At 47.8% G+C, this 21,230-nt stretch carries 21 protein-coding genes; 8 read left to right on the plus strand and 13 right to left on the minus strand.

All coding sequences use genetic code 11. From position 1 onward, the window contains the following. Window positions 1–55 precede the first annotated feature (55 nt). Window positions 56–751, plus strand: a complete 696-nt coding sequence (locus CBI30_RS08585; RefSeq protein WP_088527894.1) for an ABC transporter permease — start codon at window positions 56–58, stop codon at window positions 749–751. Then, window positions 744–1,454, plus strand: a complete 711-nt coding sequence (locus CBI30_RS08590) for an ATP-binding cassette domain-containing protein (RefSeq protein WP_088527895.1) — start codon at window positions 744–746, stop codon at window positions 1,452–1,454. Before CBI30_RS08585 ends, CBI30_RS08590 begins: the two co-directional genes overlap by 8 nt. Here the strand turns inward: CBI30_RS08590 and CBI30_RS08595 are convergent, their stop codons facing one another. The 12 genes from CBI30_RS08595 to CBI30_RS08650 all read right to left on the minus strand — a co-directional run bounded on the left by CBI30_RS08595 (window position 1,455) and on the right by CBI30_RS08650 (window position 12,437). Then, window positions 1,455–1,751 carry a hypothetical protein gene (locus tag CBI30_RS08595; RefSeq protein WP_088527896.1) on the minus strand — a complete coding sequence of 99 codons (297 nt, stop codon included), beginning with the start codon at window positions 1,749–1,751 and terminating at the stop codon, window positions 1,455–1,457. 10 nt (window positions 1,752–1,761) lie between these two features. Next, window positions 1,762–2,817 (minus strand): formate dehydrogenase subunit gamma, encoded by a 1,056-nt coding sequence (locus CBI30_RS08600; protein ID WP_088527897.1) that lies wholly within the window; start codon window positions 2,815–2,817, stop codon window positions 1,762–1,764. Window positions 2,818–2,864: 47 nt separating this feature from the next. Then, window positions 2,865–3,101 (minus strand): hypothetical protein, encoded by a 237-nt coding sequence (locus tag CBI30_RS08605; protein ID WP_088527898.1) that lies wholly within the window; start codon window positions 3,099–3,101, stop codon window positions 2,865–2,867. Then, a complete protein-coding gene (gene fdh3B, locus CBI30_RS08610) occupies window positions 3,098–3,757 on the minus strand; it encodes a formate dehydrogenase FDH3 subunit beta (RefSeq protein ID WP_088527899.1) in 660 nt (219 codons plus the stop codon). The genes CBI30_RS08605 and fdh3B overlap by 4 nt, the downstream gene beginning before the upstream one ends. Window positions 3,758–3,784: 27 nt before the next feature. Continuing rightward, the gene (locus CBI30_RS08615) at window positions 3,785–6,769 is read right to left on the minus strand and encodes a formate dehydrogenase subunit alpha (RefSeq protein WP_088527900.1); all 2,985 of its coding nucleotides are present in this window, start codon (window positions 6,767–6,769) and stop codon (window positions 3,785–3,787) included. Window positions 6,770–6,831: 62 nt separating this feature from the next. Then, a complete protein-coding gene (locus tag CBI30_RS08620) occupies window positions 6,832–7,053 on the minus strand; it encodes a formate dehydrogenase (protein WP_088527901.1) in 222 nt (73 codons plus the stop codon). Between the two features lie 123 nt (window positions 7,054–7,176). Then, on the minus strand, window positions 7,177–7,821 hold the full coding sequence (locus CBI30_RS08625; RefSeq protein WP_088527902.1) for a TorD/DmsD family molecular chaperone: 645 nt from the start codon (window positions 7,819–7,821) through the stop codon (window positions 7,177–7,179). Next, the gene (locus tag CBI30_RS08630; protein WP_088527903.1) at window positions 7,818–9,908 is read right to left on the minus strand and encodes a 4Fe-4S binding protein; all 2,091 of its coding nucleotides are present in this window, start codon (window positions 9,906–9,908) and stop codon (window positions 7,818–7,820) included. The genes CBI30_RS08625 and CBI30_RS08630 overlap by 4 nt, the downstream gene beginning before the upstream one ends. 11 nt (window positions 9,909–9,919) lie before the next feature. Next, window positions 9,920–10,480, minus strand: coding sequence for a DUF3306 domain-containing protein (locus CBI30_RS08635; RefSeq protein WP_088527904.1), 561 nt, complete (start codon window positions 10,478–10,480; stop codon window positions 9,920–9,922). Next, a complete protein-coding gene (locus CBI30_RS08640; protein ID WP_240553549.1) occupies window positions 10,480–11,001 on the minus strand; it encodes a DUF3305 domain-containing protein in 522 nt (173 codons plus the stop codon). Before CBI30_RS08640 ends, CBI30_RS08635 begins: the two co-directional genes overlap by 1 nt. A 24-nt stretch (window positions 11,002–11,025) precedes the next feature. After that, a complete protein-coding gene (gene apbC / locus CBI30_RS08645; RefSeq protein ID WP_088527906.1) occupies window positions 11,026–12,114 on the minus strand; it encodes an iron-sulfur cluster carrier protein ApbC in 1,089 nt (362 codons plus the stop codon). Between the two features lie 128 nt (window positions 12,115–12,242). Continuing rightward, entirely contained in the window at window positions 12,243–12,437 is a 195-nt protein-coding gene (locus CBI30_RS08650) for a heavy-metal-associated domain-containing protein (RefSeq protein WP_088527907.1), read from the minus strand. A 73-nt stretch (window positions 12,438–12,510) separates the two neighbouring features. Here CBI30_RS08650 and CBI30_RS08655 point away from each other — a divergent pair, with 73 nt between their 5' ends. Next, a complete protein-coding gene (locus CBI30_RS08655) occupies window positions 12,511–14,799 on the plus strand; it encodes a heavy metal translocating P-type ATPase (protein ID WP_088527908.1) in 2,289 nt (762 codons plus the stop codon). A 25-nt stretch (window positions 14,800–14,824) separates the two neighbouring features. Here CBI30_RS08655 and CBI30_RS08660 read toward each other — a convergent pair whose 3' ends face one another. Next, window positions 14,825–15,631: a DUF3047 domain-containing protein gene (locus CBI30_RS08660; RefSeq protein ID WP_088527909.1), complete on the minus strand. Its 807-nt coding sequence runs from the start codon at window positions 15,629–15,631 to the stop codon at window positions 14,825–14,827. Between the two features lie 47 nt (window positions 15,632–15,678). Between CBI30_RS08660 and CBI30_RS08665 the strand changes: the two genes are divergently transcribed. From CBI30_RS08665 to CBI30_RS08685, 5 genes are read left to right on the plus strand one after another with little or no spacing between them, the layout of a single operon-like run. Continuing rightward, a complete protein-coding gene (locus CBI30_RS08665; protein ID WP_088527910.1) occupies window positions 15,679–17,175 on the plus strand; it encodes a glycosyltransferase family 39 protein in 1,497 nt (498 codons plus the stop codon). 60 nt (window positions 17,176–17,235) lie between these two features. Further along, on the plus strand, window positions 17,236–18,279 hold the full coding sequence (locus CBI30_RS08670; protein WP_088527911.1) for a lysylphosphatidylglycerol synthase transmembrane domain-containing protein: 1,044 nt from the start codon (window positions 17,236–17,238) through the stop codon (window positions 18,277–18,279). Window positions 18,280–18,297: 18 nt separating this feature from the next. After that, a complete protein-coding gene (locus tag CBI30_RS08675) occupies window positions 18,298–19,557 on the plus strand; it encodes a glycosyltransferase family 9 protein (protein ID WP_088527912.1) in 1,260 nt (419 codons plus the stop codon). Window positions 19,558–19,562: 5 nt separating this feature from the next. After that, on the plus strand, window positions 19,563–20,360 hold the full coding sequence (locus CBI30_RS08680) for a phosphatase PAP2 family protein (RefSeq protein ID WP_088527913.1): 798 nt from the start codon (window positions 19,563–19,565) through the stop codon (window positions 20,358–20,360). 2 nt (window positions 20,361–20,362) lie between these two features. Beyond that, window positions 20,363–21,229 (plus strand): 23S rRNA (adenine(2030)-N(6))-methyltransferase RlmJ, encoded by an 867-nt coding sequence (locus CBI30_RS08685; protein WP_088527914.1) that lies wholly within the window; start codon window positions 20,363–20,365, stop codon window positions 21,227–21,229. Window position 21,230: the final 1 nt, after the last annotated feature.

Below are 21,230 nucleotides of genomic sequence, written 5' to 3' on the forward strand. Positions count from 1 at the left end.
AGGGAAATTGTTTGCATTTATCCTATTTTGCCATCCCCTTGCTAGAATCAAGCCCATGTTTACGACCTTTCAGGATGCCTTTAGACTTCTCGCACATTTAGATGCTGGGGTAGTGGGTATTGTCCTAGTCTCACTTCAGGTTAGCCTAACAGCACTACTCTTAGGGACCCTCATTGGCCTCCCCCTTGGAGCGCTACTGGCTACCGAAGAATTTCATGGCAAAAAGACGATTACAGTCATCCTCAATACGCTCATGGGCGTACCAACCGTGATCGTTGGCGTAGTAGTCTACTTGCTACTCTCACGCACAGGGCCTTTAGGGGTGTGGGGTTGGCTTTTCACTCCCAAGGGAATGATCGTCGCTCAGACCCTCCTGACAACACCCTTAATTGCCGCTCTAAGCCGCCAAATCCTGGAAGATTCCTGGAGAATTCATCGGGATTCATTCAAGGCCTTGCGCTTGCCTAGACTCTCCGCCCTCAAATGGCTCATTTGGGACTGCCGCTTTTCCCTCACGATTGCGGTATTGGCTGGACTAGCCAGAGCGATATCCGAAGTGGGCGCAGTCATGATCGTAGGCGGCAACATTGATCATTCCACGCGTACTATGACCACTGCAATTGCCTTGGAAACTAGCAAGGGTGATCTACCCCTGGCTCTTGCCCTAGGCATCATCCTTTTAGGAATCGTGCTGTTAGCCAATCTATTTACCTTCGCTGTTCGTCAGATTGCAGAGCGTCGCTATGGTTAACTCATCTGTAGAATTTAAACGGTTCATTGAACTCAAAGAGGTCATTGTAAAAAGCGATGGCCGAATCATCCTCAACATTCCCCATGCAGTGATTCCTGCCGATCGGATCTGCGCCTGCATAGGTCCGAACGGTGCTGGAAAAACTACTCTCTTGAAATTGCTGGACGGTTTAATTAAGCCAGACTCCGGCAGCATCGCCTACTCCACTGGCCCCATCAAATCTGCATTAGTACTACACCATACGCCAATGATTAAAGCATCGGCACGAGTCAACATTGCTATGGTGAGAGATGCGGATGCATCGATTAGCTCCACAGAAATTGATGCAGTCATAGAACAAATTGGCTTACGTCATCTTGCCAATAGCCCTGCACACAAACTCTCAGCAGGTGAAAGACAAAAGCTTTGCTTAGGGCGCGCTATTTTGCAAAATCCAAACTTAGTATTGCTAGATGAGCCCACCGCTAACCTAGATCCCAACACGACCGAACAAGTTGAAGAAATCATTCGTCAATTTAAAGTTCAAGGTTCAGACGTCATCTTTACCTCCCACCAACTTGCACAAGTACAAAGACTGGCTGAGTACATCGTCTTTATTGACCATGGGGAGATCAAAGAAAAAGGACCCGTAGGTCCTTTCTTTTCCGACCCCCAGACACAAGCAGCACAACGCTACTTACATCAAGAGTTGCTGGCAGACTAATTACTTCGCTGCTGGCGTTACCGCTGGAGCTGGAACTGCTGCAGCAGCAGCTACTGGAGCAACAAATGGCGGTGGAGCCACACAAGCTGCTGGAGCTGGAGTACCTGACACCCTAAATTGATCAGCCACTTTATTTTGAGCTAGGCACAACTTATAAGCGCCAACCTTATCACCATAAGCGCTCTTTGCTTTTGCCATAGTCGCAGCTTCTTGAGCTTCAGGTGTCAGCGGTGGCAATGCAGCGAAAGCAACAGTAGTTGCAAATGAGCAGAGTGTGAAAGCGATGATTTTTTTCATGGCTTTGTCCTTATTTATTAATCTTGTTGTACCAAATTTCATGGTGTTCTTTAGCCCAAGTTGCATCAACATAGCCAGTCTTCATGCCATCGATAGAGCCTTGCATGCCGATCGTACCAATATAGATGTGACCCATCGCCATCGCCGTCATCAAGATCGCAGCTGAGCTATGAATGATATTTGCCAACTGCATCGTGCCACGTAGATATTGAATATCCATGAAAGGAACAATCATATCGAGCACAAATCCAGAGGCTGAAATAATCAAACCGAGGAACACCATGCCGAACCAGAACCAGAATTTCTCACCAAAGTTAAAGAATCCAGCTGGCACATGCTTACCAGAGAACATCCCACCGAAAGACATCAACCAAGCCATATCCCCTTCTCCAAAAATATTCTTACGAACAAATAGGAGGAAGAAAATCACAATGCTCAATGTAAACAATGGGCCAGTGAAGTTATGAATATTTTTGCATACCATCAGGAATGAGCCGTACGCTGCGCCACCCATTAAAGGCATTGCAAAGTACTTTCCGTACAAAATCAACAAGCCAGTAAATGCAAGCGCAATAAAACTAAACGCCATGGTCCAATGAGTAAAGCGATCAAAGCCGCTGAAGCGCTTAACCTTCACGCCCGCCATAGGTGCACTTAATTTAATAGAGCCCTTTAACGTGTACATCGCCACAACACCAAAGAATGCCAGTGCCAGCAACCAAGCGCCGTAAACCGTAATAACGCCATTGCGAATCAAGCGCCATTGCTGACCAGATCGCTGAATCAATACACTCGCCTCTTTATCGGGGATGCTGACATAGTTGTAAGGGTCGCTATTGGCCGTATCCCAAATTGCACCTTCTTTTGGCGCAGTATTTGCTGGCTGAGATTGCGCTTGCGTGCCATTAGGAATGGCATTGAGATTCTTTGGGAAATCAATGCCACTCGGGGATGGCAGGGGCTGCATTGGCGCGCGCTCTGCTAAAGAGACGCCACTAAGCAAACTGAGCGATACGCCCAAAGCTAGAACCCAAGAGCGACTAACACTAGAGAATGATCGATTCATACAAATATCCTTAAACGTTTTCGTTTTATTTATTGTTGTTTAACTGATCACTTGACGCGTGAATATTCAGATTGCCTCTGATTGCGCTTGTTAATCGCTTCGGCCCAACTTGCTTGATCACCTGGAGTCCAGCCCTTTGTCATGAAGCCATTATCAGCGCCCATGTAAGGTGCAACGTCAGGACGCTTGGCCGCTTTGGCTGCAATTTCAGGAGGCTCGGAACAAGCCGTCAACATGATGCCCGCTACTAGACATGCTCCGAGAATTTTGAAAGTAGATTTCATGACTTTGCTCCTGGGATTTTGGCAGCAGGTGTCGGTGTTGGCGCGGGTGATCCCGTTGGACCATACGCAGTTGACCAGCCGAAAATATCGGTACTTGGGTATCTGCCATTAGACTCTCTGACCGATACGCGCTTAGCGTAGATAGCAGAGATCACCTCACTATCGCCACCAATCAATGCTTTGGTTGAACACATTTCTGCGCACAATGGCAACTTACCTTCTGCCAAGCGGTTACGACCATACTTTTCAAATTCGGCAACGCTGCCATTGGCTTCTGGACCACCACTACAGAATGTGCATTTATCCATCTTGCTACGGACACCAAAAGCACCCGTACTCAAGAATTGAGGAGCGCCAAATGGGCAAGCAAAAGAGCAGTAGCCACAACCGATACAGATATCTTTGTCATGCAAAACTACACCTTCATCAGTGCGGTAGAAGCAATCCACTGGGCAAACGGCCATACAAGGCGCATCTGAGCAGTGCATACAAGCGACTGAAATAGATTTCTCTTGACCAATGATGCCGTCGTTCACCGTAACAACACGGCGACGGGTAATGCCCCAAGGAACTTCGTTTTCGTTTTTACAAGCAGTAACACAGCCGTTGCACTCAATGCATCGCTCTGTATCACAAATAAATTTCATTCTTGCCATGGTGTTCTCCTGACTTTATCTTTTATCTTAGGCAAATTTTTCGATTTGGCACATTGTGGTTTTGCTTTCTTGCATCATCGTTACCATGTCGTAGCCATAGGTAGTCGCCGTGTTGACAGCTTCCCCGAGGACCACGGGGGCTGCACCCTCTGGGTAATATTTGCGCAAGTCCGCACCCTGCCACCATCCCGCAAAGTGGAATGGTACGAATGCAGTGCCTTGATCAACACGCTCAGTCACCATTGCACGAACCTTGATTCTGGCTCCCGTAGGTGATTTAACCCAAACGTAATCCCAATTCTTAATGCCACGAGCTTCCGCAGCTTTAGGATTGATCTCCACAAAGTTTTCTTGTTGCAACTCTGCCAGCCATGGGTTGGAACGAGTCTCATCTCCTCCACCTTCGTACTCAACCAGTCGACCAGAAGTCAAAATGATTGGGAACTTTTCGTAGAGCTTCTCCCTCAAGTTCTGATCCTGAACTGTTTTGTAGAGAGTTGGCAAGCGCCAGAAATTCTTCTTATCGGCCGCAGTTGGATACTTGCGCATCATTGGCTCGTTAGTACTATAGAGAGCCTCACGGTGAATTGGAATAGCATCCGGGAAGTTCCACACTACCGCACGTGCTTTTGCATTACCAAATGGATGGCAACCGTTTTTCATGACGACGCGCTGAATACCGCCTGATAAATCGGTCTTCCAGTTCTTGCCTTCGGCAAGCTTTTGCTCTTCCTCAGTCAACTGATTCCACCAACCGAGTTTCTTAACGAGTACATGATCAAATTCTGGATAGCCAGTGGTAATCGCGGAACCTTTGGAGTAAGACCCATCTTCAGCCAACAAATTCTTGCCGTCTTTTTCGACACCGAAATTGGCGCGGAAGTTACCACCACCCTCCATGACGCTCTTGCTGGTGTCATAAAGATTTGGCGAGCCTGGATGCTTGATAGCGGCCGTGCCGTAGCAAGGCCAAGGCAAACCATAGTAGTCGCCCGCCGTGTCGTAACCAGTTACCTTATCAACACCACCACGTGACTTCAAAGTCTTAGGATCAAATACACCAACCATTCTCATGTGCGCCTTCAAGCGCTCAGGAGTTTGACCGGTGTAACCAATCGTCCATACAGAGCGATTAATCTCTCGCAAAATGGATTCGATTTCTGGCTCTCTCCACTGCTTACCAGCAAACTTGGAGTTGAGCATCTTGTAGTTCTTTGACAGCTCTTCACCAAAACCAAGGCGATCCGCAAATGCCTGCATGAGCACATGGTCAGGAACCGACTCAAACAATGGATCGATGACTTTCTCGCGCCACTGCAATGAACGGTTTGAGGCAGTGGCAGAACCACATGTTTCAAACTGAGTTGTTGCTGGCAAGAGGTAGACATTACGATTTTTGTTTACTACATCGCCTTCAGCAGCTGGCATTGCTGCCATCGCCGCTGTGGCGCTTGGGTATGGATCAACCACAACCAATAAATCCAATTTATTCATCGCGCGCTTCATATCTAAGCCGCGAGTTTGTGAGTTAGGAGCATGACCCCAGAAGAACAAACCTTTTACATTGGTTTGCTGATCAATCATGTCATTCTTTTCTAGCACTGCGTCAACCCAACGGGAAACCGTAGTACCAGATTTCTCCATCATGTCTGGAGCATAACGACCTTTGATCCACTCGTAATCAACACCCCACACGGTCGCAAAGTGCTTCCATGAACCAGCGGCAAGACCGTAGTAGCCAGGCAATGAATCTGGATTAGGGCCAACGTCCGTTGCACCCTGAACGTTATCGTGACCGCGGAAAATATTTGTACCGCCACCAGACTTACCCACGTTTCCTAAGGCGAGTTGCACGATGCAAGATGCACGCACCATAGCATTACCAATGGTGTGCTGTGTTTGACCCATACACCAAACTAAAGTGCTCGGACGATTCTTAGCCATTGTTTCGGCTACCTTGTACATCTGCGCTTCTGGAACGCCACAAGCCTCTTCTACATTCTTTGGAGTCCACTTTTCCATTACCTCTTTGCGGATCTCGTCCATACCGTAAACGCGGTCATTGATGTACTTCTTATCTTCCCAGCCGTTATTAAAGATGTGATACAGAACACCAAACAAGAAAGGAATATCTGTGCCAGAACGAATGCGCACATATTGATCAGACTTCGCAGCAGTGCGGGTATAGCGTGGGTCAACAACAATGACCTTGCAGCCATTTTCTTTAGCATGCAACAAACTTAACATCGATACGGGATGCGCTTCAGCCGCATTTGAACCAATGTACAAAGCTGCCTTGGAATTCATCATGTCGTTGTAGCTATTGGTCATCGCGCCATAGCCCCAGGTGTTTGCAACACCTGCAACAGTAGTGGAGTGACAGATACGAGCTTGATGGTCTGTGTTGTTGGTTCCAAAGAAAGAAACCCACTTACGCAATAAATAAGCCTGCTCGTTATTGTGCTTTGAAGAGCCAATAAAGAATAAAGAATCTGGGCTGTACTTACTACGCAGATCTTTCATCTGGGCAGAAATTTCAGTTAAGGCCTGATCCCAAGAAATTCTTTGATACTTACCGTCAACCAATTTCATTGGGTAACGCAAGCGGAAGTCACCGTGGCCGTGCTCGCGTAAGGCGGCACCTTTTGCGCAATAAGAGCCCATATTGATTGGAGAATCAAATACTGGGTCTTGACGAACCCAAACACCATTCTCAACAGTAGCGTCAGTTGCACAACCTACGGAGCAGTGGGTACAAATCGTTCTCTTAACCTCAATCTTGCCCTTACCGTCTAGCATTGCTTTGCTTGGCTCAGCTACCGCTTTTTGCACGAGGCTTAGTTGGCTAGCAGCAATACCCGCCCCTACTCCAACTCCAGATCGCTTGAGGAATGTACGACGATCCATCGTTGGCACTGCAGATTGGAGTCCGCGTGACAGGCTACCGATGAGACGTGATGCAGGCGTAGAACGACTGCTTTGTGGGGTATTCGATTTACGAGTCAGACTCATATGTTGTCCCTGAGAAATATTTTTTATTAATTATTTGGAAACGACTAAATCAACGACTTGATTTAAAGCATGGTGGTTTCGTAGTACTTACGAATGTGCGCGGATAACTGATAGCCGTCATCTTTACCTTGAACGGTGCTACCGATTTCTTGAATCACAGCTTTACCAAGTGGGGTTTGCGAAGCAACGGCTACCGCACCAACAGCGGCTCCTGCTCCAATAAAAAACTTCCTACGGGAAGGTTTATTTTCTGCGGCTACTACAGTTGTGGATTTAGTGTTCATCGCAAACTCCTATTTGGTGCAATTGATATAGGTCAAGTGTAATTGGTAATTGCATTTTTGACATATTTGCTTCAAAAAGATTTGCTAAGGACAAACACTAATAATTTTTGATGCGATGCAACATCAAATCATGTCGAAACTTTGTCCCTCGATCGCAAGGAATTCTCTAGTCAAGGCGGCAACTGGATGATAGAGATGCATCTCTGGAATGCCCTCTATTGCATCGCACAATTCGTCATACCAAGGGCGGATGTGCGCATTAAAAAAGACCCTTTGATTTGTAAGGTTTGAGATCTCTACATCATCACCTGCTATGAGGTAACGCATCACTTCACAGAGTGCCGAAAGATGATCCTCGGTCTCCGTAACTTCTTCGGCAGACTCTAGGCCAAATGTCTCTAGGGCACGACGAATATCCACTAAGGGCTTCTCATTTAAATGGCCGGCCATATAAAAGGAGCCATTGAGAACTACGTTGGGTCGACCTACGCTAATGAAATTGAGATCAAACTCATCGTGCCAAGCTTTGGCAGAATTGGATTTAGCAACCTCAACCACGCTATGCCAGACCTTGGCCAGCGGAGCATCCTCAGCCTTAGCTTCTTGGCCATCTGGAATAGAAGTGGCAATTTGATTTAGTAGTTCTTGGTCAGGCGCTTTGTGAAAGAGTCTGGCAATCAAGCCATATAGATCTGCCCTCGCTAAATCCTCTGGCAAACCCACATCACCCACTTCGGTAGTGGCACCCTCTTTTATCTGCTCACTCATAGTTCTTTTTTCACCATATCTACAACGCGACAATCACTACACATCTTGAGTCTGTCTAGTGCCGCTCCAGCAAAGGCGCCATGAGCACCCAACTTAACTAACATCAAATCTACCATCTTTGCAGTTCCGAACACCTTGCCACAGCTAATGCAATGAAAGGGCTTAGTCTCATTGAGCTCTACTTTTTGCTTGCGTTCCTCAATCGTCTGCAAGCGAGGGGTTAATGCCAAGGCTTGCTCTGGGCAGGTTTGAACGCAAATGCCACATTGAACACACTGCTTTTCAATAAAGGAAAGTTTGGGCTCATCCAGGTTATCGAGCAAAGCCCCTTCAGGACAACTACCCACACAAGACATACAGAGTGTGCAAGCATCCTTATTCATAGAGAGGCCACCTAAGAAAGATGACTTCGGCAAAGCAACTCCACCCGCCGGTAGAACCGTCTTAGCTTGCTTTTGCAAATACTCCAACACCATCTCAATGGTTTCACGCTTCTGATTACCCAAGCCAAAACTGGCAGGAGAGCAAATGGCTGGCAAAGCACCGCGCTGGCGAAGCTTACCCATCACAATCGACGCCGGCTGTAGATCGCCTGCGGACTCGAGTTGCACTAGCGAGAGTCTGGCATCAAATCCGTAGGCCGCCAAAATCGCATTCCCTAAATCAATTTGAGTTTCTAGCGCAGCACGGTAGGCAGGATCCTCATCACCCGTCAGCAGCAAAATGACTTCACCAAAGCCGTAACTGAGCGCACCCAGCCATAAATCTAAGCCGGTAGAGGCAATGTGCTCAATCCCATATGGCAATACAAAGGATGGTAATCCCTCAAACTGTTTTGGCCTAAGGTGGGCCGAGCGCCCAAGTGAATCCAGAAGCTGAGCTCCCGCCTTGAGCGTGTGCAACAACAAAGCCGGCATGGAAGACTGCTTGGCTTTAGCGCTCTCAGCAATAAACACATTGGCTAGTGTTTTAATTTCTTTACCTTGATGCGAAACACTAGGGTAGTTGTAACGCATTGCACCCGATGGGCAAACTGTCGAACAAGCACCACAACCCATGCAAAGATTGGGGTTCACCTCTACTGTGCCCTGGCCATTCTTGAACAAAGAGGATATGGCGCCTGTAGAGCACACATCGATACAGGCATTGCAACCTACTTTACCGTTACGACCGTGGGCGCAGACCTTCTCGTTATAAGCAAAGTATTTTGGCTTTTCAAACTCACCCACTAAACCTAGTAACTGATTCGCCACCAAAGCTTGCTCAAGGGGATCCCTACCAGGAGCAAAGTAGCCTTGCGGAGGTTGACTCATGCGCATTTGAGGATTGGTACGCAGATCCATAATTAAGTCGAACTCAGAACTGCGCTGACGATCAACTCGATCAAAATTGATGGCGCCTATACCGGCACAGGCCGTGATGCAATCACGGTGGGATTTGCATTTATTTAAATCAATCTGAAATGCATCATCAATCGCACCTTCTGGGCAAACTTCAACGCAGGCGCCACAGCGAGTACACATCTCTGGATCAATCGGATTCTGTAAATTCCAGTCAACTGTAAAATGGCCAAGGTAGCCCTCCAGCTTACTTACTTCGCCTGTGTAGATCGGAAAATTTCTGGCGATCGGTAATGCGCCAGGCTCGGTACATAGAACTGACACGTCAAGAGAATCACTCAGTTTTTCAGCCCAAGGCAAAGCTTGATCTCCAGGCCCAACAATTAACAAGCGCCCCTGACTTTCGTAATTCACAACTGGAACTGGTTCTGCTTCAGGCATGTCTGCTAAAGCGAGTAAGGCCGCGATCTTCGGTCCAGATGTTTTAGCCTCTTGAGTCCAGCCTGCCACCTCGCGAATATTGACAAAGCGTAATGGCGCCACTAAAGGCTTCTCGGATTGCTCTGCTAATTCGCTAAATAAGGCACCCTCTTGGGTGCAGGCAATGACGAGAGAATCATTACCGTCAAATGCCTTGATGACCGTACCAATCTCCTGCCTGCATAAGGAGGTATGCACGGTGAGGCCTAAAGCCTTGGCATCCAAAGGCATGGTTCCATTGCAATTACAAATTAATTTTTGGCTCATAAATACTCTTCTTAACTGGTTTTCTTATCCACAGGTAAGGAGTCTTTATCCCCCACCTCCTGAACAGGTGTTTGTGTGGATGTTAAATCAGTCTGGTCTAGCGCCGGCAAAGCTGACTCTTTTGACCCCGGAAGATCGGTGGCAGCAACGATCGTAGATTCAAGCTCCTCACTGCTATCTTTGCGGAAGATATTCAGCATATCGGACTGAACCATGCGCTTGAGCATCTCCAAGGGGATGGGATCTGGCTTGGAATAGTCATCAATATAAATGTCTAAACCATCCATGACATTAAAGTGCGGATCCGAAAACATCTTCTTCATAGCTGCTTGCTGTACCGCTGGATCAACACCAGGCTTCATAAACGCGGAGAAGTCAGGCGCAAAGCGATCAATCTTCTCCACATCATCCAATGTCGCAGGTAGCGGAGCATCTTGAATCTCCACAACTTGCTCAGTCGCATCAGGGCTAGCCACTAATGCTTGCTTAGCATCATCGGCTGATTTTTTTTCAGGCTCGAGGTGCTCCCCCGACTTACGTCGAGACCAGCGATTGAGAAATCCACCAGCCATCAATCCTCCGCTGAGCGATCAGCGCCCTTAAATGATGCGGGGCGATGACGTTTTTTGGGTTCAGGGCGATAGTGTTCGTTGACAAACTCCTGAAGCCAAGAGGCATGCTCCGGAGTCAATGGAACACTATCAACCGATTCACCGCCATCTAATAAGCGCCCCGCTTCGTTATAGCTAACGCAGATGCGGTGAGGTATGGCAAACGAGGGATCTGATTTGGCCAACTCGATAGACTGCCCATCAATGTAGCGCTCCACATCCTCCTCTAGACGCCACATCACAAACCACGCAGGCAGAGTTGCTGACAAGTTGAGGTAATAACCTTCAGCCTCATCCGGAAAGAGATTCAGCTCATACCCCGTAAATAACCAGGACTCACCCTGATCATCGCGCCCTAGAAACTGCCCAGAGATCTTATTGTCTGAGATCGAGGTGCTGCTAAATTGACCAAAATCAGGCAACACCTCCTGCGGCGCCCACCGAAATGAAATCCAGGGGTTATCAATAAACTGCTTGCGCATGAGTACTGCAAAACGCATAAGGCCTTAGGTATTCTGAACCACGATGTTAGGAAATTTACTGCTCATATCTTTTGAGAGAGTAGCCACCTTAATAGCGACCCTTCTGGCAATCGTTTTATAAAGAGTGCTAATAGCGCCATCTGGATCAGCCACTACAGTAGGGCGACCTGCATCTGCCTGCTCACGAATCGATAAATTCAACGGTAAGTCGCCTAAGAAATCCACGCCATACTCTTTACACATCTTCTGGCCACCGCCCGAGCCAAACACATGCTCTTCATGACCGCAGCTTGGACAAACATAAGTGCTCATATTTTCGATAATGCCAACAATCGGCACGCCGACCTTCTCAAACATCTTTAAACCCTTGCGGGCATCTAATAGCGCAATGTCTTGCGGCGTTGTCACGATGACCGCGCCCGTGACTGGTACCTTTTGCGCAAGTGTTAACTGAATATCGCCAGTACCTGGTGGCATATCCACAATTAAATAATCTAGATCGCGCCAACGGGTCTGACGTAGCAGCTGCTCTAATGCAGAGGTAACCATTGGGCCGCGCCACACCATCGGCGCATCATCATCAATCAAGAAACCAATTGAGCTCGCTTGGAGACCATGACCCACCATAGGCTCCATGGTATTTTCTTCAATTGATTCTGGTCTGCCAGTAATACCGAGCATCATAGGTTGACTTGGGCCATAGATATCCGCATCCAATATGCCAACTTGAGCGCCTTCTGCAGATAAAGCCAATGCAAGGTTGACGGCAGTGGTGGATTTTCCGACACCACCCTTACCGCTAGCTACTGCAATAATATTTTTTACGCCTGGCAATAATTTGACGCCTCGTTGCACTGCATGCGCAACAATTTGACTACTGACATTCACGCTAACATTTTTAACATCAGGCAATTCACGAAGCATGTTAATCACTAATTTACGAATAATGTCAAACTGGCTTTTAGCGGGGTAACCAAGCACGATGTCCAGACTAATCTCTCCACCATCTACCCGTAAATTTTTGACGCTCTTTGCCGATACAAAATCAATTTGGGTATTTGGGTCAATTAAACCCTTTAATGCTGCTTGCACAGCCTCTACAGTAAGCGACACAACTTTCTCCTATGAAGAACAACCCTTTTACGGGGCGTTCAATTTCTATTATTCAGTGTTATTGCGAAAAATGGATTAGAGGGTAGATTAACCGCACATGCAAAAAATTGCTAAAGCCAAATTTAGGGTTATTGAGAAACTGGAAAGCCTGCATCGGTGATCAGCTCTGCAGCCAGCCCTGGGGATAGACTTGTTTCAAGGCTAACTACCTGAGTCGGCAAATCTGCCTGCACCTTGGCTTGAGGGTCTTGCGCCTGAATTGCACGAGTCACTGCGTTAATACAGCCGCCACAAGTCATTCCTGAGACCTTGAGAGTAAACATAAGAACTCCTTTTAAACTATCAAAATACTATTGTTAATGGCCTTTTTTTACCTTACGGTAGATTATCTTCCACATGACACCTAAAGAACTGACCAATTCCGAGTTTTTCACCCTAGATATTGGCGGAATGACCTGCGCATCTTGCGTTGGTCGCGTGGAGAAGGCCTTAGGTAAGATTCCCGAGGTTGAGGCTGCCAGCGTCAATTTGGCAACCGAGCAGGCCAAAATTCGTATTAAGGCGGGCTCTATAAGTCTCGCAGACATCATCAAACTGGTTCAGAAGACGGGTTATGAAGCTAAAGAAAGCTCTGCACGGGGTAAGCTTGACCAGAGCATCGCCAAGTCATTCTGGGCTGCGGACGGCTTAGGTCGCGTCATTCTTAGTTTTCTACTTTCTGCCCCGCTGTTTTTACCCATGTTCTTCATGCCATTAGGCATTCACTGGTCTTTATCAGGATGGTGGCAGCTAGCTTTAGCTACTCCAGTGCAATTTGTATTTGGATGGCGTTTTTATAAAGCAGGTTACAAATCTCTCAAGGCTGGCGCTGGCAATATGGATTTATTGGTAGCACTAGGAACCAGCGCTGCCTTCGGTCTCAGCTTGTACCTCTTGCTCGCCTCTACCCACACACATGAACTTTACTTTGAAGGCTCGGCTGTCATTATCTGCATGGTCTTATTAGGCAAATGGCTAGAGGCTCGTGCCAAACAACAAACCAGCGAAGCCATTCGCGCCCTGCAACAACTCTGGCCAGAGCACGCCAAGGTATTGAATGCAGGTCTTGAACTCCAAGGTAATGCTGGCGTGAGTCCAGAGCAGTACCGCGACCTACCTTTAGACCAAGTGCTTCCCGGCGATAGAGTGGTGGCGCTCCCTGGTGAACGCATTCCAGTGGATGGCGTCATTATTTTGGGCGCTAGTCATATCGATGAATCCCTACTCACCGGTGAAAGTGAGCCCATTAAAAAAACACATGGCTCCAAAGTCATCGGAGGCGCTTTGAATGGCGAGGGTGCGTTAGTGATCGTGGCAGAGGCAGTTGGTATTGAGAGTGTTCTCTCAAAAATCATCCATTTGGTTGAAGATGCACAAACCCAAAAAGCCCCCATTCAAAAACTAGTTGACCAAGTCAGCGCCATCTTTGTGCCCACCGTCATTCTGCTAGCAATTTTTACTGGCATTGGTAATTGGCTTTATTTTGACTCAACCTCCATTGCGATCTTGCGCGCCGTCTCTGTTTTAGTGATTGCCTGTCCTTGTGCATTAGGCTTAGCCACTCCAGCGGCAATCATGGCTGGTACCGGTGTCGCTGCACGCTTTGGCATTTTGATTAAGGATCCCCAGGTATTGGAACTGGCACACAAACTCGACATTGTTGCTTTTGATAAGACTGGCACATTGACCGTTGGCAAACCACGCATGCTGGCCCTGCTGCCTTTTAATTTGTCATCAGTAGATGGGGGTCAAATACTCGCTACTGCTGCAGGCTTGCAATTGGGAAGTGAACATCCCTTGGCTAAAGCGCTCATCGACTCAGCTAAAGAAAAGAATATTTTACCGATTGCGGCATCGGCCAGTAAGGCGCTACCAGGGATTGGCATTGAAGGTATTCCCAGCGCCGGTGTTTTTGCAGGACAAACCTTGCGCCTCCAAAGCGTGGCATCTCTTGACGACTCTACTCACTACCCCATCATCTTAGAAAAAGCAGAGAGCTACTTCAATCAAGGTCAAACGGTTTCTGTACTCATGAATGCAGGCTCGGAAATAACTGCGGTCCCCACTCCAATTGCCATCATTGCTTTTGGAGATGAGCTCAAGCCAAATGCTCATGAGGCGATCCACACATTAAATGTATTAGATATTCGGACAGTGATGTTGTCTGGCGATAATTTAGCCGCTGCTACGCGCGTAGGTAAAAAAATCGGAATAGATGAAGTCTTTGCGCAAATCCTGCCGGGCAATAAAGCAGAAATAATTCAAAAACTGCAAACCGCACCGGAAGGTAGAAAACATTTTGTAGCAATGGTTGGTGATGGTGTAAACGATGCACCTGCATTGGCGATGGCAGATGTGGGTATGGCAATGTCCACCGGAACTGATGTTGCCATGCAGGCCGCCGGTATTACCCTCATGCGCGGTGATCCCACTTTAGTGGCTGATGCAATTGATATTTCCAAGAAAACTTGGAACAAGATTCGTCAAAATTTATTTTGGGCATTTGCATTTAATACCATCGGCATACCGATGGCGGCGCTAGGCTATTTAACACCGATGCTAGCAGGTAGCGCCATGGCACTCTCTAGCTTCTGCGTATTGAGCAATGCCCTACTCTTAAAGCGCTGGCATCCTAGTCATCGCTAGAAAAGAGAGAGATAAAATCGGCGCCTTACTTTACGTTCTTACGTAATAGCTCGATATCGCCGTAGAGGGCGCGCACTTCTGATTTGGTGTTATCCGTATCGGTCAGCAGTGCGATACCAATTACATTGCCTGGTGCTTCTCCATAGGCTAGCTTGTAGTCTGCCGCAAGATCACGTTCATGCTTGCGCCACTCACCCAAGTTATCCCAACCAGAATCCACCACAATCATTTTCACTCGAGAGGTGTGCGCATTATTTAAAACAGTGTTGGACGCATTTTTACCAGACCAGATATACATCACCGTGGCATACGGCATCTCTTGGCCGCTAATTAAATTAGCCATCTCAAAGGTCAGCTTTTCTTTAAGGGAGAGTTTTGATTTGTTGCCATCAAAGGCTACGAGAAGCCGTAATGGCGCATCGTCGAGATAACTATCGGCATTGTCGGCTTGAGGCATTGCCCCTACAGCCTTCCACTCCCACTGTAGCCATAAGTTTTGTGCTGAGCGCGGGCGAAGTTTTACTGCAAGACCTGAAGCTGAGGTTTTGGAGTTGGCGGCAAGCACAGTTCGTCCTTGATACTTCTCAAGGCGATAAACCGTATTTTTCTTAAAGGGCGCTATACGATAAAAGTGCCATCCCTCCGGCATGCCATCTCGAGCCTTCTCGGCGGAGAATTTTGGCAAATCCTCCTGGGCAGGTAATTGATCTGCATTAAAAGCCTGGCCAGCCTCATTCTCAACAGAGTTACCAGTAAAGCCGGCGCAACCCGCCAAAAAGATGGATGCAGCAGTCAAAAGCAGTAGGGCTCGGGAGAAACTTCTTATGGACATACCCCTATTGTCCCAAAGAATGTAGGGAGTAAGTCTAAAATCATTGCATGCGCCATCAATCACCCTCAAGCTGGGCCGCCATCTGCATCTGCATTGCCGCACTAGTGCACTTTGCTCTCGGGTTTTCGGTTGAATTCTCTGTCGATGAAGCCCATTACGCTTTATATGCAAAACACCTTGCTTGGAGTTATTTTGATCACCCACCGTTGGTGGGTTGGATTCAATGGCCTCTGGTTTCCCTCACATCATCCGAAGGCATCATTCGTTTAATTCCAGAATTACTCTGGGCGCTTTCTGCTTTTTTGGTCTATCAAGTAACTATTGAAATCCACCGCCTAATGCAAGGGCGTAATGCTGGATATTTAACTACCGCACTACCTTCAGCTAACTTATGCGGCTTCATGGCTGTTTTAGCCATTATTGCGGCGCCGCTCCCTCATGTTTTGGCAATTGGTCTCTTGCCCGATACTTTGCTTACCCCTTTAAGTCTTGGACTCATGTTGATGGCTTTGCGTTGGACTCGCAAAGATCAATTTTCTCTGGCTGACTGGGTGATCACGGGCCTACTACTGGGCTTAGCAGGTCTTAGTAAGTACACCGCAGCATTTACTGCCTTTGCCTTGCTCTTGGTTTTTTTAGCTTCCCCCAAGAAAGCCTGGATCACAAAAGCGGGCTTCTGGATGGCCGTAGCGATCGCTTTAATTGTCATTAGCCCAGTGCTCTACTGGAACTGGATCAATGACTGGATCTCATTCAAGTATCAAATTGCCCATGGCAGTGGTGCTACTTGGGCATGGCGCAGAGTGGCTGCTTTTATTGGAATTCAGCTTGCGTGCTTTGGACCGCTATTAGTCTTGGGGGCATTTTCATTTTTCAAGAGTTGCCTACGCGCGCAGAAGCTTATTCTCATTGCCTTACTGAGCTTCTTTATTATCCCCTTCATCATCTTTGCCGCCCTCTCTGGCGGTGGTAGCCTGCCACACTGGACTTCTCCCGCTTGGTTCTGCCTTGCACCTTTCGCTGGGATTGGTCTAGCTAAAGCATGGGCCATGCAACATCGCTCAGCCATTCGCGTTCTAGTGATTGGGCAACTGCTCGTTTGCTTGCTAGGCTTTGGTTTTGTTTTGGTCGGCGGCATCAATTCCACGGCCATCAAGTCCAACCCGATTGCGGATCTCTATGGCTGGAAATTGGCTGGACAAAAGGCGGCTCAGCTCTCTGAGGCAACAAAAGCAAGCGGTATTGCTGTGCAAAATTGGACGCTGGGTAGTCGGGCGGCTTGGTATGCCAAACCCCTGCCCGTCTATGTTCTAGACCAACGACAGGATCAATTTGATCTCTGGTTTGGGCCATTAGCCGCTGGTGCAAGTGTCTTACTCATTAACTGGTCGGGAATGGCATTTAATCCACCAATCGGGGGTAATTTAGCTTTTGAGCGGTGCGAGCCCCTAGATAGCCTAGAGATCATCCGATTTGGGCAGGTTTTATCCAAATTTGACTACAGCCTCTGCCATAACTGGCAAGATGCTGGTGCAGCCCGTTAATTCCCTGAATTCAGGACCTTTTTAATACCCCTCTGCGCTCAAGGCATTATCCTTACGCCTATGAGTTCACAACCCCAAGCCACCCCAAAAGCCACACCTGGGTGGAAAGCTATCCTCAAGCGGGCTTGGCCCACTATTCGCATTTTGCTATCCGTCGCCCTGCTCTGGAAAGCCACCAGCGGAATTGATTGGCACGCACTCTTAAATTCTCAAATTCAAATGCAGCCTTGGTGGTTTTTGGCTGCTGGCTTCACAATGCTATGCGCCTTTATTTGCGGTGGCTTGCGCTGGGGATTTCTCATGCGCAAAGTGGGCTTTCAGGGAAGTCTCATAGACTTTGTAGCACTCTATTTTGCGGGCGGACTCATCAACCAAGGATTGCCCAGCACGCTTGGCGGCGATAGTTATCGCGCCATTACCGCAACCCATTTAAATAGCAGCGGCAAATTGACCGAAGAAAAAGAGTTGGATGAACAGCTTCATCACTCTGTTGACTTAGGACATGCAACCCCAAAACTACGCCTGAGTTTTTCGATGGTCTTAGTGGATCGCTTACTCGGTTTAGCTGGCAACAATCTATTAGGTGGAATCGGTCTCATACTCGGTGGCGCCACCTTGGCTGCCTGGGGACAAGATCTAGGTTATGCCGTCACGGGCATCATGATTTTTTCAGGCTTACTCATTGCAGTCATTTTGGCCTGGGGCCCTAGCTGCAATCTTTTGCAAAAGTTACTTGACCGCCTCCAAATGAATCATGCCCTGCCCGGTATCAAGCTGGCTTTTTCTTGGCCAATGAATGTAGCTCAAGCCGCAGTCGCGATTGGCATTCATTCTCTAACGATTATGACGCTCTTATTTTGTCTGAAGGCTTATGGAGTAGATGCACCCATTGAAGCCCTGATGATTGGCTTGCCTGCACTGAGCCTGCTATTGATGTTACCCATCAGCATCTCTGGCTGGGGCTTGCGTGAGGCTACGCTCTCCTCTGTGCTGGCACTATGGGGCGTCAACCCATCTATGACAGTGCTGGCATCTATCAGCTACGGCGCCATTACCGTGTTATCCGTATTACCTGGTGCTTACTTTTTATTAAAACGGAAATAATTCTTTTAAAGTCCCACTATGAGTATTAGCGTCAACACCATGCGCGCCATTGACCACTGGGTCGGTGTGCCACTCTGCGCAGTAGCAAGCCCGATCGTTGCTCTGATTGATGGAATCAAGAATGCCTTTAATCGAGGCTCAGACACGCCACGCAAGTTACTCTTTATTGAGTTATCCGAAATGGGTAGCGCTATTTTGGTTGATCCAGCCATGCGCAATGCACAAGCCCGCGGCGCTGAACTATTTTTTCTGATCTTTAAGAGCAATCGTGCCAGCTTAACTTTGCTAAATACGGTTAAGCCAGAGAATATTTTTACGATCGACTCTTCTAGTCTGGGTGGCTTAATTAAAGATACCATCAAGTTCTTAATCGTGGCACGTAAGCACCGCATTGATACCGTGATTGATTTGGAGTTGTTCTCACGCTTTACTGCCCTGTTGACTGGTCTATGCGGCGCACGGCGTCGCGTTGGTTATCACATCTTTCATGGCGAAGGATTGTGGCGTGGCTTTATGTTGACTCGCAAGGTTCATTACAACCCCCATATTCATATCACCAAAAACTTTCTTTCTTTGATTCATGCGGCATTCGCCAAAGAAATTGAAGTTCCTTTTAGTAAAATCCATATTACGGATTCCGAAGTGCGCTTAGAGCAAGCAATCATCGACCCTTCAGTTTTGAGCAAGGTTCGCGAGCGCATCGAAAAACTCAGTTCAGCTGCTGGCATTGAATTTACTCAGGGCAAACAACGTCTGATTTTGGTCAACCCCAATGCAAGTGATTTATTACCGCAAAGACGTTGGGCGCAGCAGCGCTTTTCGGAGTTGATCCAAGGGCTCAGCCAGCGCTACCCCCATGATCTAATTCTGATCACTGGCTCCCCCGCCGAATTTGAATACGTTGAAAAAGTACGCGCGATAGCTAATGTCAAGAATGCCCTGAACTTTGCTGGCCAAGTGAGCTTTGCAGAACTGCCGCCGCTCTATACGCTCTCAGATGTAATGGTGACCAATGATTCGGGTCCAGGCCACTTCTCCGCAGTAACGCCATTAAGAACGGTGGTTCTATTTGGACCAGAAACTCCAGCCCTCTATGGCTCTGTTGGTAAGTCGATTTCGATTACAGCCAATTTGGCTTGCTCCCCCTGCGTCAGTGCAGCCAATCACCGCAAAACACCTTGCCATGACAATGTTTGCATGCAAGCTATTACCGTCCCTCAAGTTTTAGAGAAGATGGTGCATCAATTAAATGAAGCTGATCAAGCGCGGGCGCACTAATTCGCATGACTGAGCGGCACAAATCAGCTGTAGCTATTGCATCGCTCTGGGTCTGGTGCATCCCGCTAATTCCACTTGGCCTAACAATCGCCATTTACTTTGGTGATTTACAAACACCCACGTTTTTATTCGTCAATCGTTATACCCAGATGCTTCCCGATACTTTGTGGGCTTGGCTCACCTTCCTTGGCAATGGCTGGGGCATCTTTGCCATATGCTTCCCTTTGCTAGTACTGTCGCCTCGACTGCTTATCGCCGGACTCTTTGCCTCATCATTGGGCGGAATAGTGAGCCTCATCATTAAACCTCTTCTTGAGATGCCGAGGCCAGCCAGTATTCTTGCCCTGGAAGACTTCTATATCGTCGGGGGCCCGCTCCTGCACCGAGCAATGCCCTCTGGTCACACGCTGACTGCTTTTGCAGTTGCTTCTGGAATTTACTTTGCCAGCGATAAAAACAAAAGATCATCCCTTTGGTGGGTATTCGTTCTGGCTGGTTTTGCTGGACTCTCACGCAGTGCGCTTGGCGCTCACTGGCTTACCGATGTTTTTGCGGGCTCCGCCATTGGAATATGGTCGGGCATGCTTGGTGCTCTTTTAGCCGGCCTCATTCCAGAAGCTCAACTATCACCTACTAAAACTGGTCCCCGCTTGCTAGCTCTTGCTGGACTGGGGGGCATCTATGTCATGCTAACTCAGACTTTAGACTCTGAATTAAACCAATCTTTGCAATACGCCTGTGCGGCATTGATCAGCATCACCCTGGCTTTATTTATTAAAGCTCAAAAACCAAAGGCTATTTAAAGATGTTTAGTTATCGCCATGCTTTTCATGCAGGTAGTCATGCGGATATTCTGAAGCATCTGATTTTGATTCATTTGGTGGAATATCTTCAAGAAAAGCCCGGCGCACTCACGATCGTTGATACCCATGCGGGTGCTGGCATCTACAGTCTGATTGACGGGTTTGCAACTGTCAGCAAAGAAGCTAACGAAGGTATTTATCGCTTGGCGAAATTTGCCAAGACCAATTCTTTGTGTCCAGGAATCGCTAACTATCTTGAGTGTATTCGCGCTGAAAATACCGAAGATGAAATCACAATTTATCCCGGCTCCCCATTTATCCTGGCGCGTTTATTAAGACCCCAAGATCGCCTAAAGCTCTTTGAGCTACACCCCAAAGAAATTGATATCCTGCGTCACAACATCAGCGAGCTCAAACAGGCGAAACAAATTGATATTTATGCAGAAGATAGTTTTGCCAGACTCAAGGGATTAGTGCCGCCGCCCAGTAGACGCGGGCTAGTCTTGATTGATCCTTCTTACGAAGATAAACAAGACTACCGTTACCTTGAAACCGCTATGGAAGAAGCCCTGCACCGCTTCGCAACAGGGTGTTATGCCATTTGGTATCCAACCCTATCGAGAAGAGAGTCTGCCGCGCTACCCGATCGTATGAAAAAGATTGCTACAGCCCATAAACGCTCTTGGCTTCATACTGAACTACGAGTGGAAAACGCTCCTAAGGAGCGTCGCCTTCAAGCCAGCGGGATGTTCATCATCAACCCACCATGGACATTAGAAAAGCAGCTGGCTGAAAGTCTGCCTATCCTTATTAAAGCCCTAGGACAAGATAGTGGCACTGGATTTGTATTAAAGAGTTTTGAGGCTTAAT

Source organism: Polynucleobacter aenigmaticus, from assembly GCF_002206635.1.
Lineage (GTDB): Bacteria > Pseudomonadota > Gammaproteobacteria > Burkholderiales > Burkholderiaceae > Polynucleobacter > Polynucleobacter aenigmaticus.

Bases quoted from the DNA above. Each gene is read 5' to 3' on its own strand.
- CBI30_RS08625 (WP_088527902.1), bottom strand. From the start codon at position 7,821: ATGAGTGAGCAGATAAAAGAGGGTGCCACTACCGAAGTGGGTGATGTG.
- CBI30_RS08660 (WP_088527909.1), bottom strand. From the start codon at position 15,631: ATGTCCATAAGAAGTTTCTCCCGAGCCCTACTGCTTTTGACTGCTGCA.
- CBI30_RS08670 (WP_088527911.1), top strand. From the start codon at position 17,236: ATGAGTTCACAACCCCAAGCCACCCCAAAAGCCACACCTGGGTGGAAA.
- CBI30_RS08585 (WP_088527894.1), top strand. From the start codon at position 56: ATGTTTACGACCTTTCAGGATGCCTTTAGACTTCTCGCACATTTAGAT.
- CBI30_RS08640 (WP_240553549.1), bottom strand. From the start codon at position 11,001: ATGCGCAAGCAGTTTATTGATAACCCCTGGATTTCATTTCGGTGGGCG.
- CBI30_RS08655 (WP_088527908.1), top strand. From the start codon at position 12,511: ATGACACCTAAAGAACTGACCAATTCCGAGTTTTTCACCCTAGATATT.
- CBI30_RS08630 (WP_088527903.1), bottom strand. From the start codon at position 9,908: ATGAGCCAAAAATTAATTTGTAATTGCAATGGAACCATGCCTTTGGAT.
- CBI30_RS08600 (WP_088527897.1), bottom strand. From the start codon at position 2,817: ATGAATCGATCATTCTCTAGTGTTAGTCGCTCTTGGGTTCTAGCTTTG.
- CBI30_RS08615 (WP_088527900.1), bottom strand. From the start codon at position 6,769: ATGAGTCTGACTCGTAAATCGAATACCCCACAAAGCAGTCGTTCTACG.
- CBI30_RS08675 (WP_088527912.1), top strand. From the start codon at position 18,298: ATGAGTATTAGCGTCAACACCATGCGCGCCATTGACCACTGGGTCGGT.
- CBI30_RS08680 (WP_088527913.1), top strand. From the start codon at position 19,563: ATGACTGAGCGGCACAAATCAGCTGTAGCTATTGCATCGCTCTGGGTC.
- CBI30_RS08595 (WP_088527896.1), bottom strand. From the start codon at position 1,751: ATGAAAAAAATCATCGCTTTCACACTCTGCTCATTTGCAACTACTGTT.
- CBI30_RS08590 (WP_088527895.1), top strand. From the start codon at position 744: ATGGTTAACTCATCTGTAGAATTTAAACGGTTCATTGAACTCAAAGAG.
- CBI30_RS08620 (WP_088527901.1), bottom strand. From the start codon at position 7,053: ATGAACACTAAATCCACAACTGTAGTAGCCGCAGAAAATAAACCTTCC.
- fdh3B (WP_088527899.1), bottom strand. From the start codon at position 3,757: ATGGCAAGAATGAAATTTATTTGTGATACAGAGCGATGCATTGAGTGC.
- CBI30_RS08635 (WP_088527904.1), bottom strand. From the start codon at position 10,480: ATGGCTGGTGGATTTCTCAATCGCTGGTCTCGACGTAAGTCGGGGGAG.
- CBI30_RS08650 (WP_088527907.1), bottom strand. From the start codon at position 12,437: ATGTTTACTCTCAAGGTCTCAGGAATGACTTGTGGCGGCTGTATTAAC.
- CBI30_RS08685 (WP_088527914.1), top strand. From the start codon at position 20,363: ATGTTTAGTTATCGCCATGCTTTTCATGCAGGTAGTCATGCGGATATT.
- CBI30_RS08665 (WP_088527910.1), top strand. From the start codon at position 15,679: ATGCGCCATCAATCACCCTCAAGCTGGGCCGCCATCTGCATCTGCATT.
- CBI30_RS08605 (WP_088527898.1), bottom strand. From the start codon at position 3,101: ATGAAATCTACTTTCAAAATTCTCGGAGCATGTCTAGTAGCGGGCATC.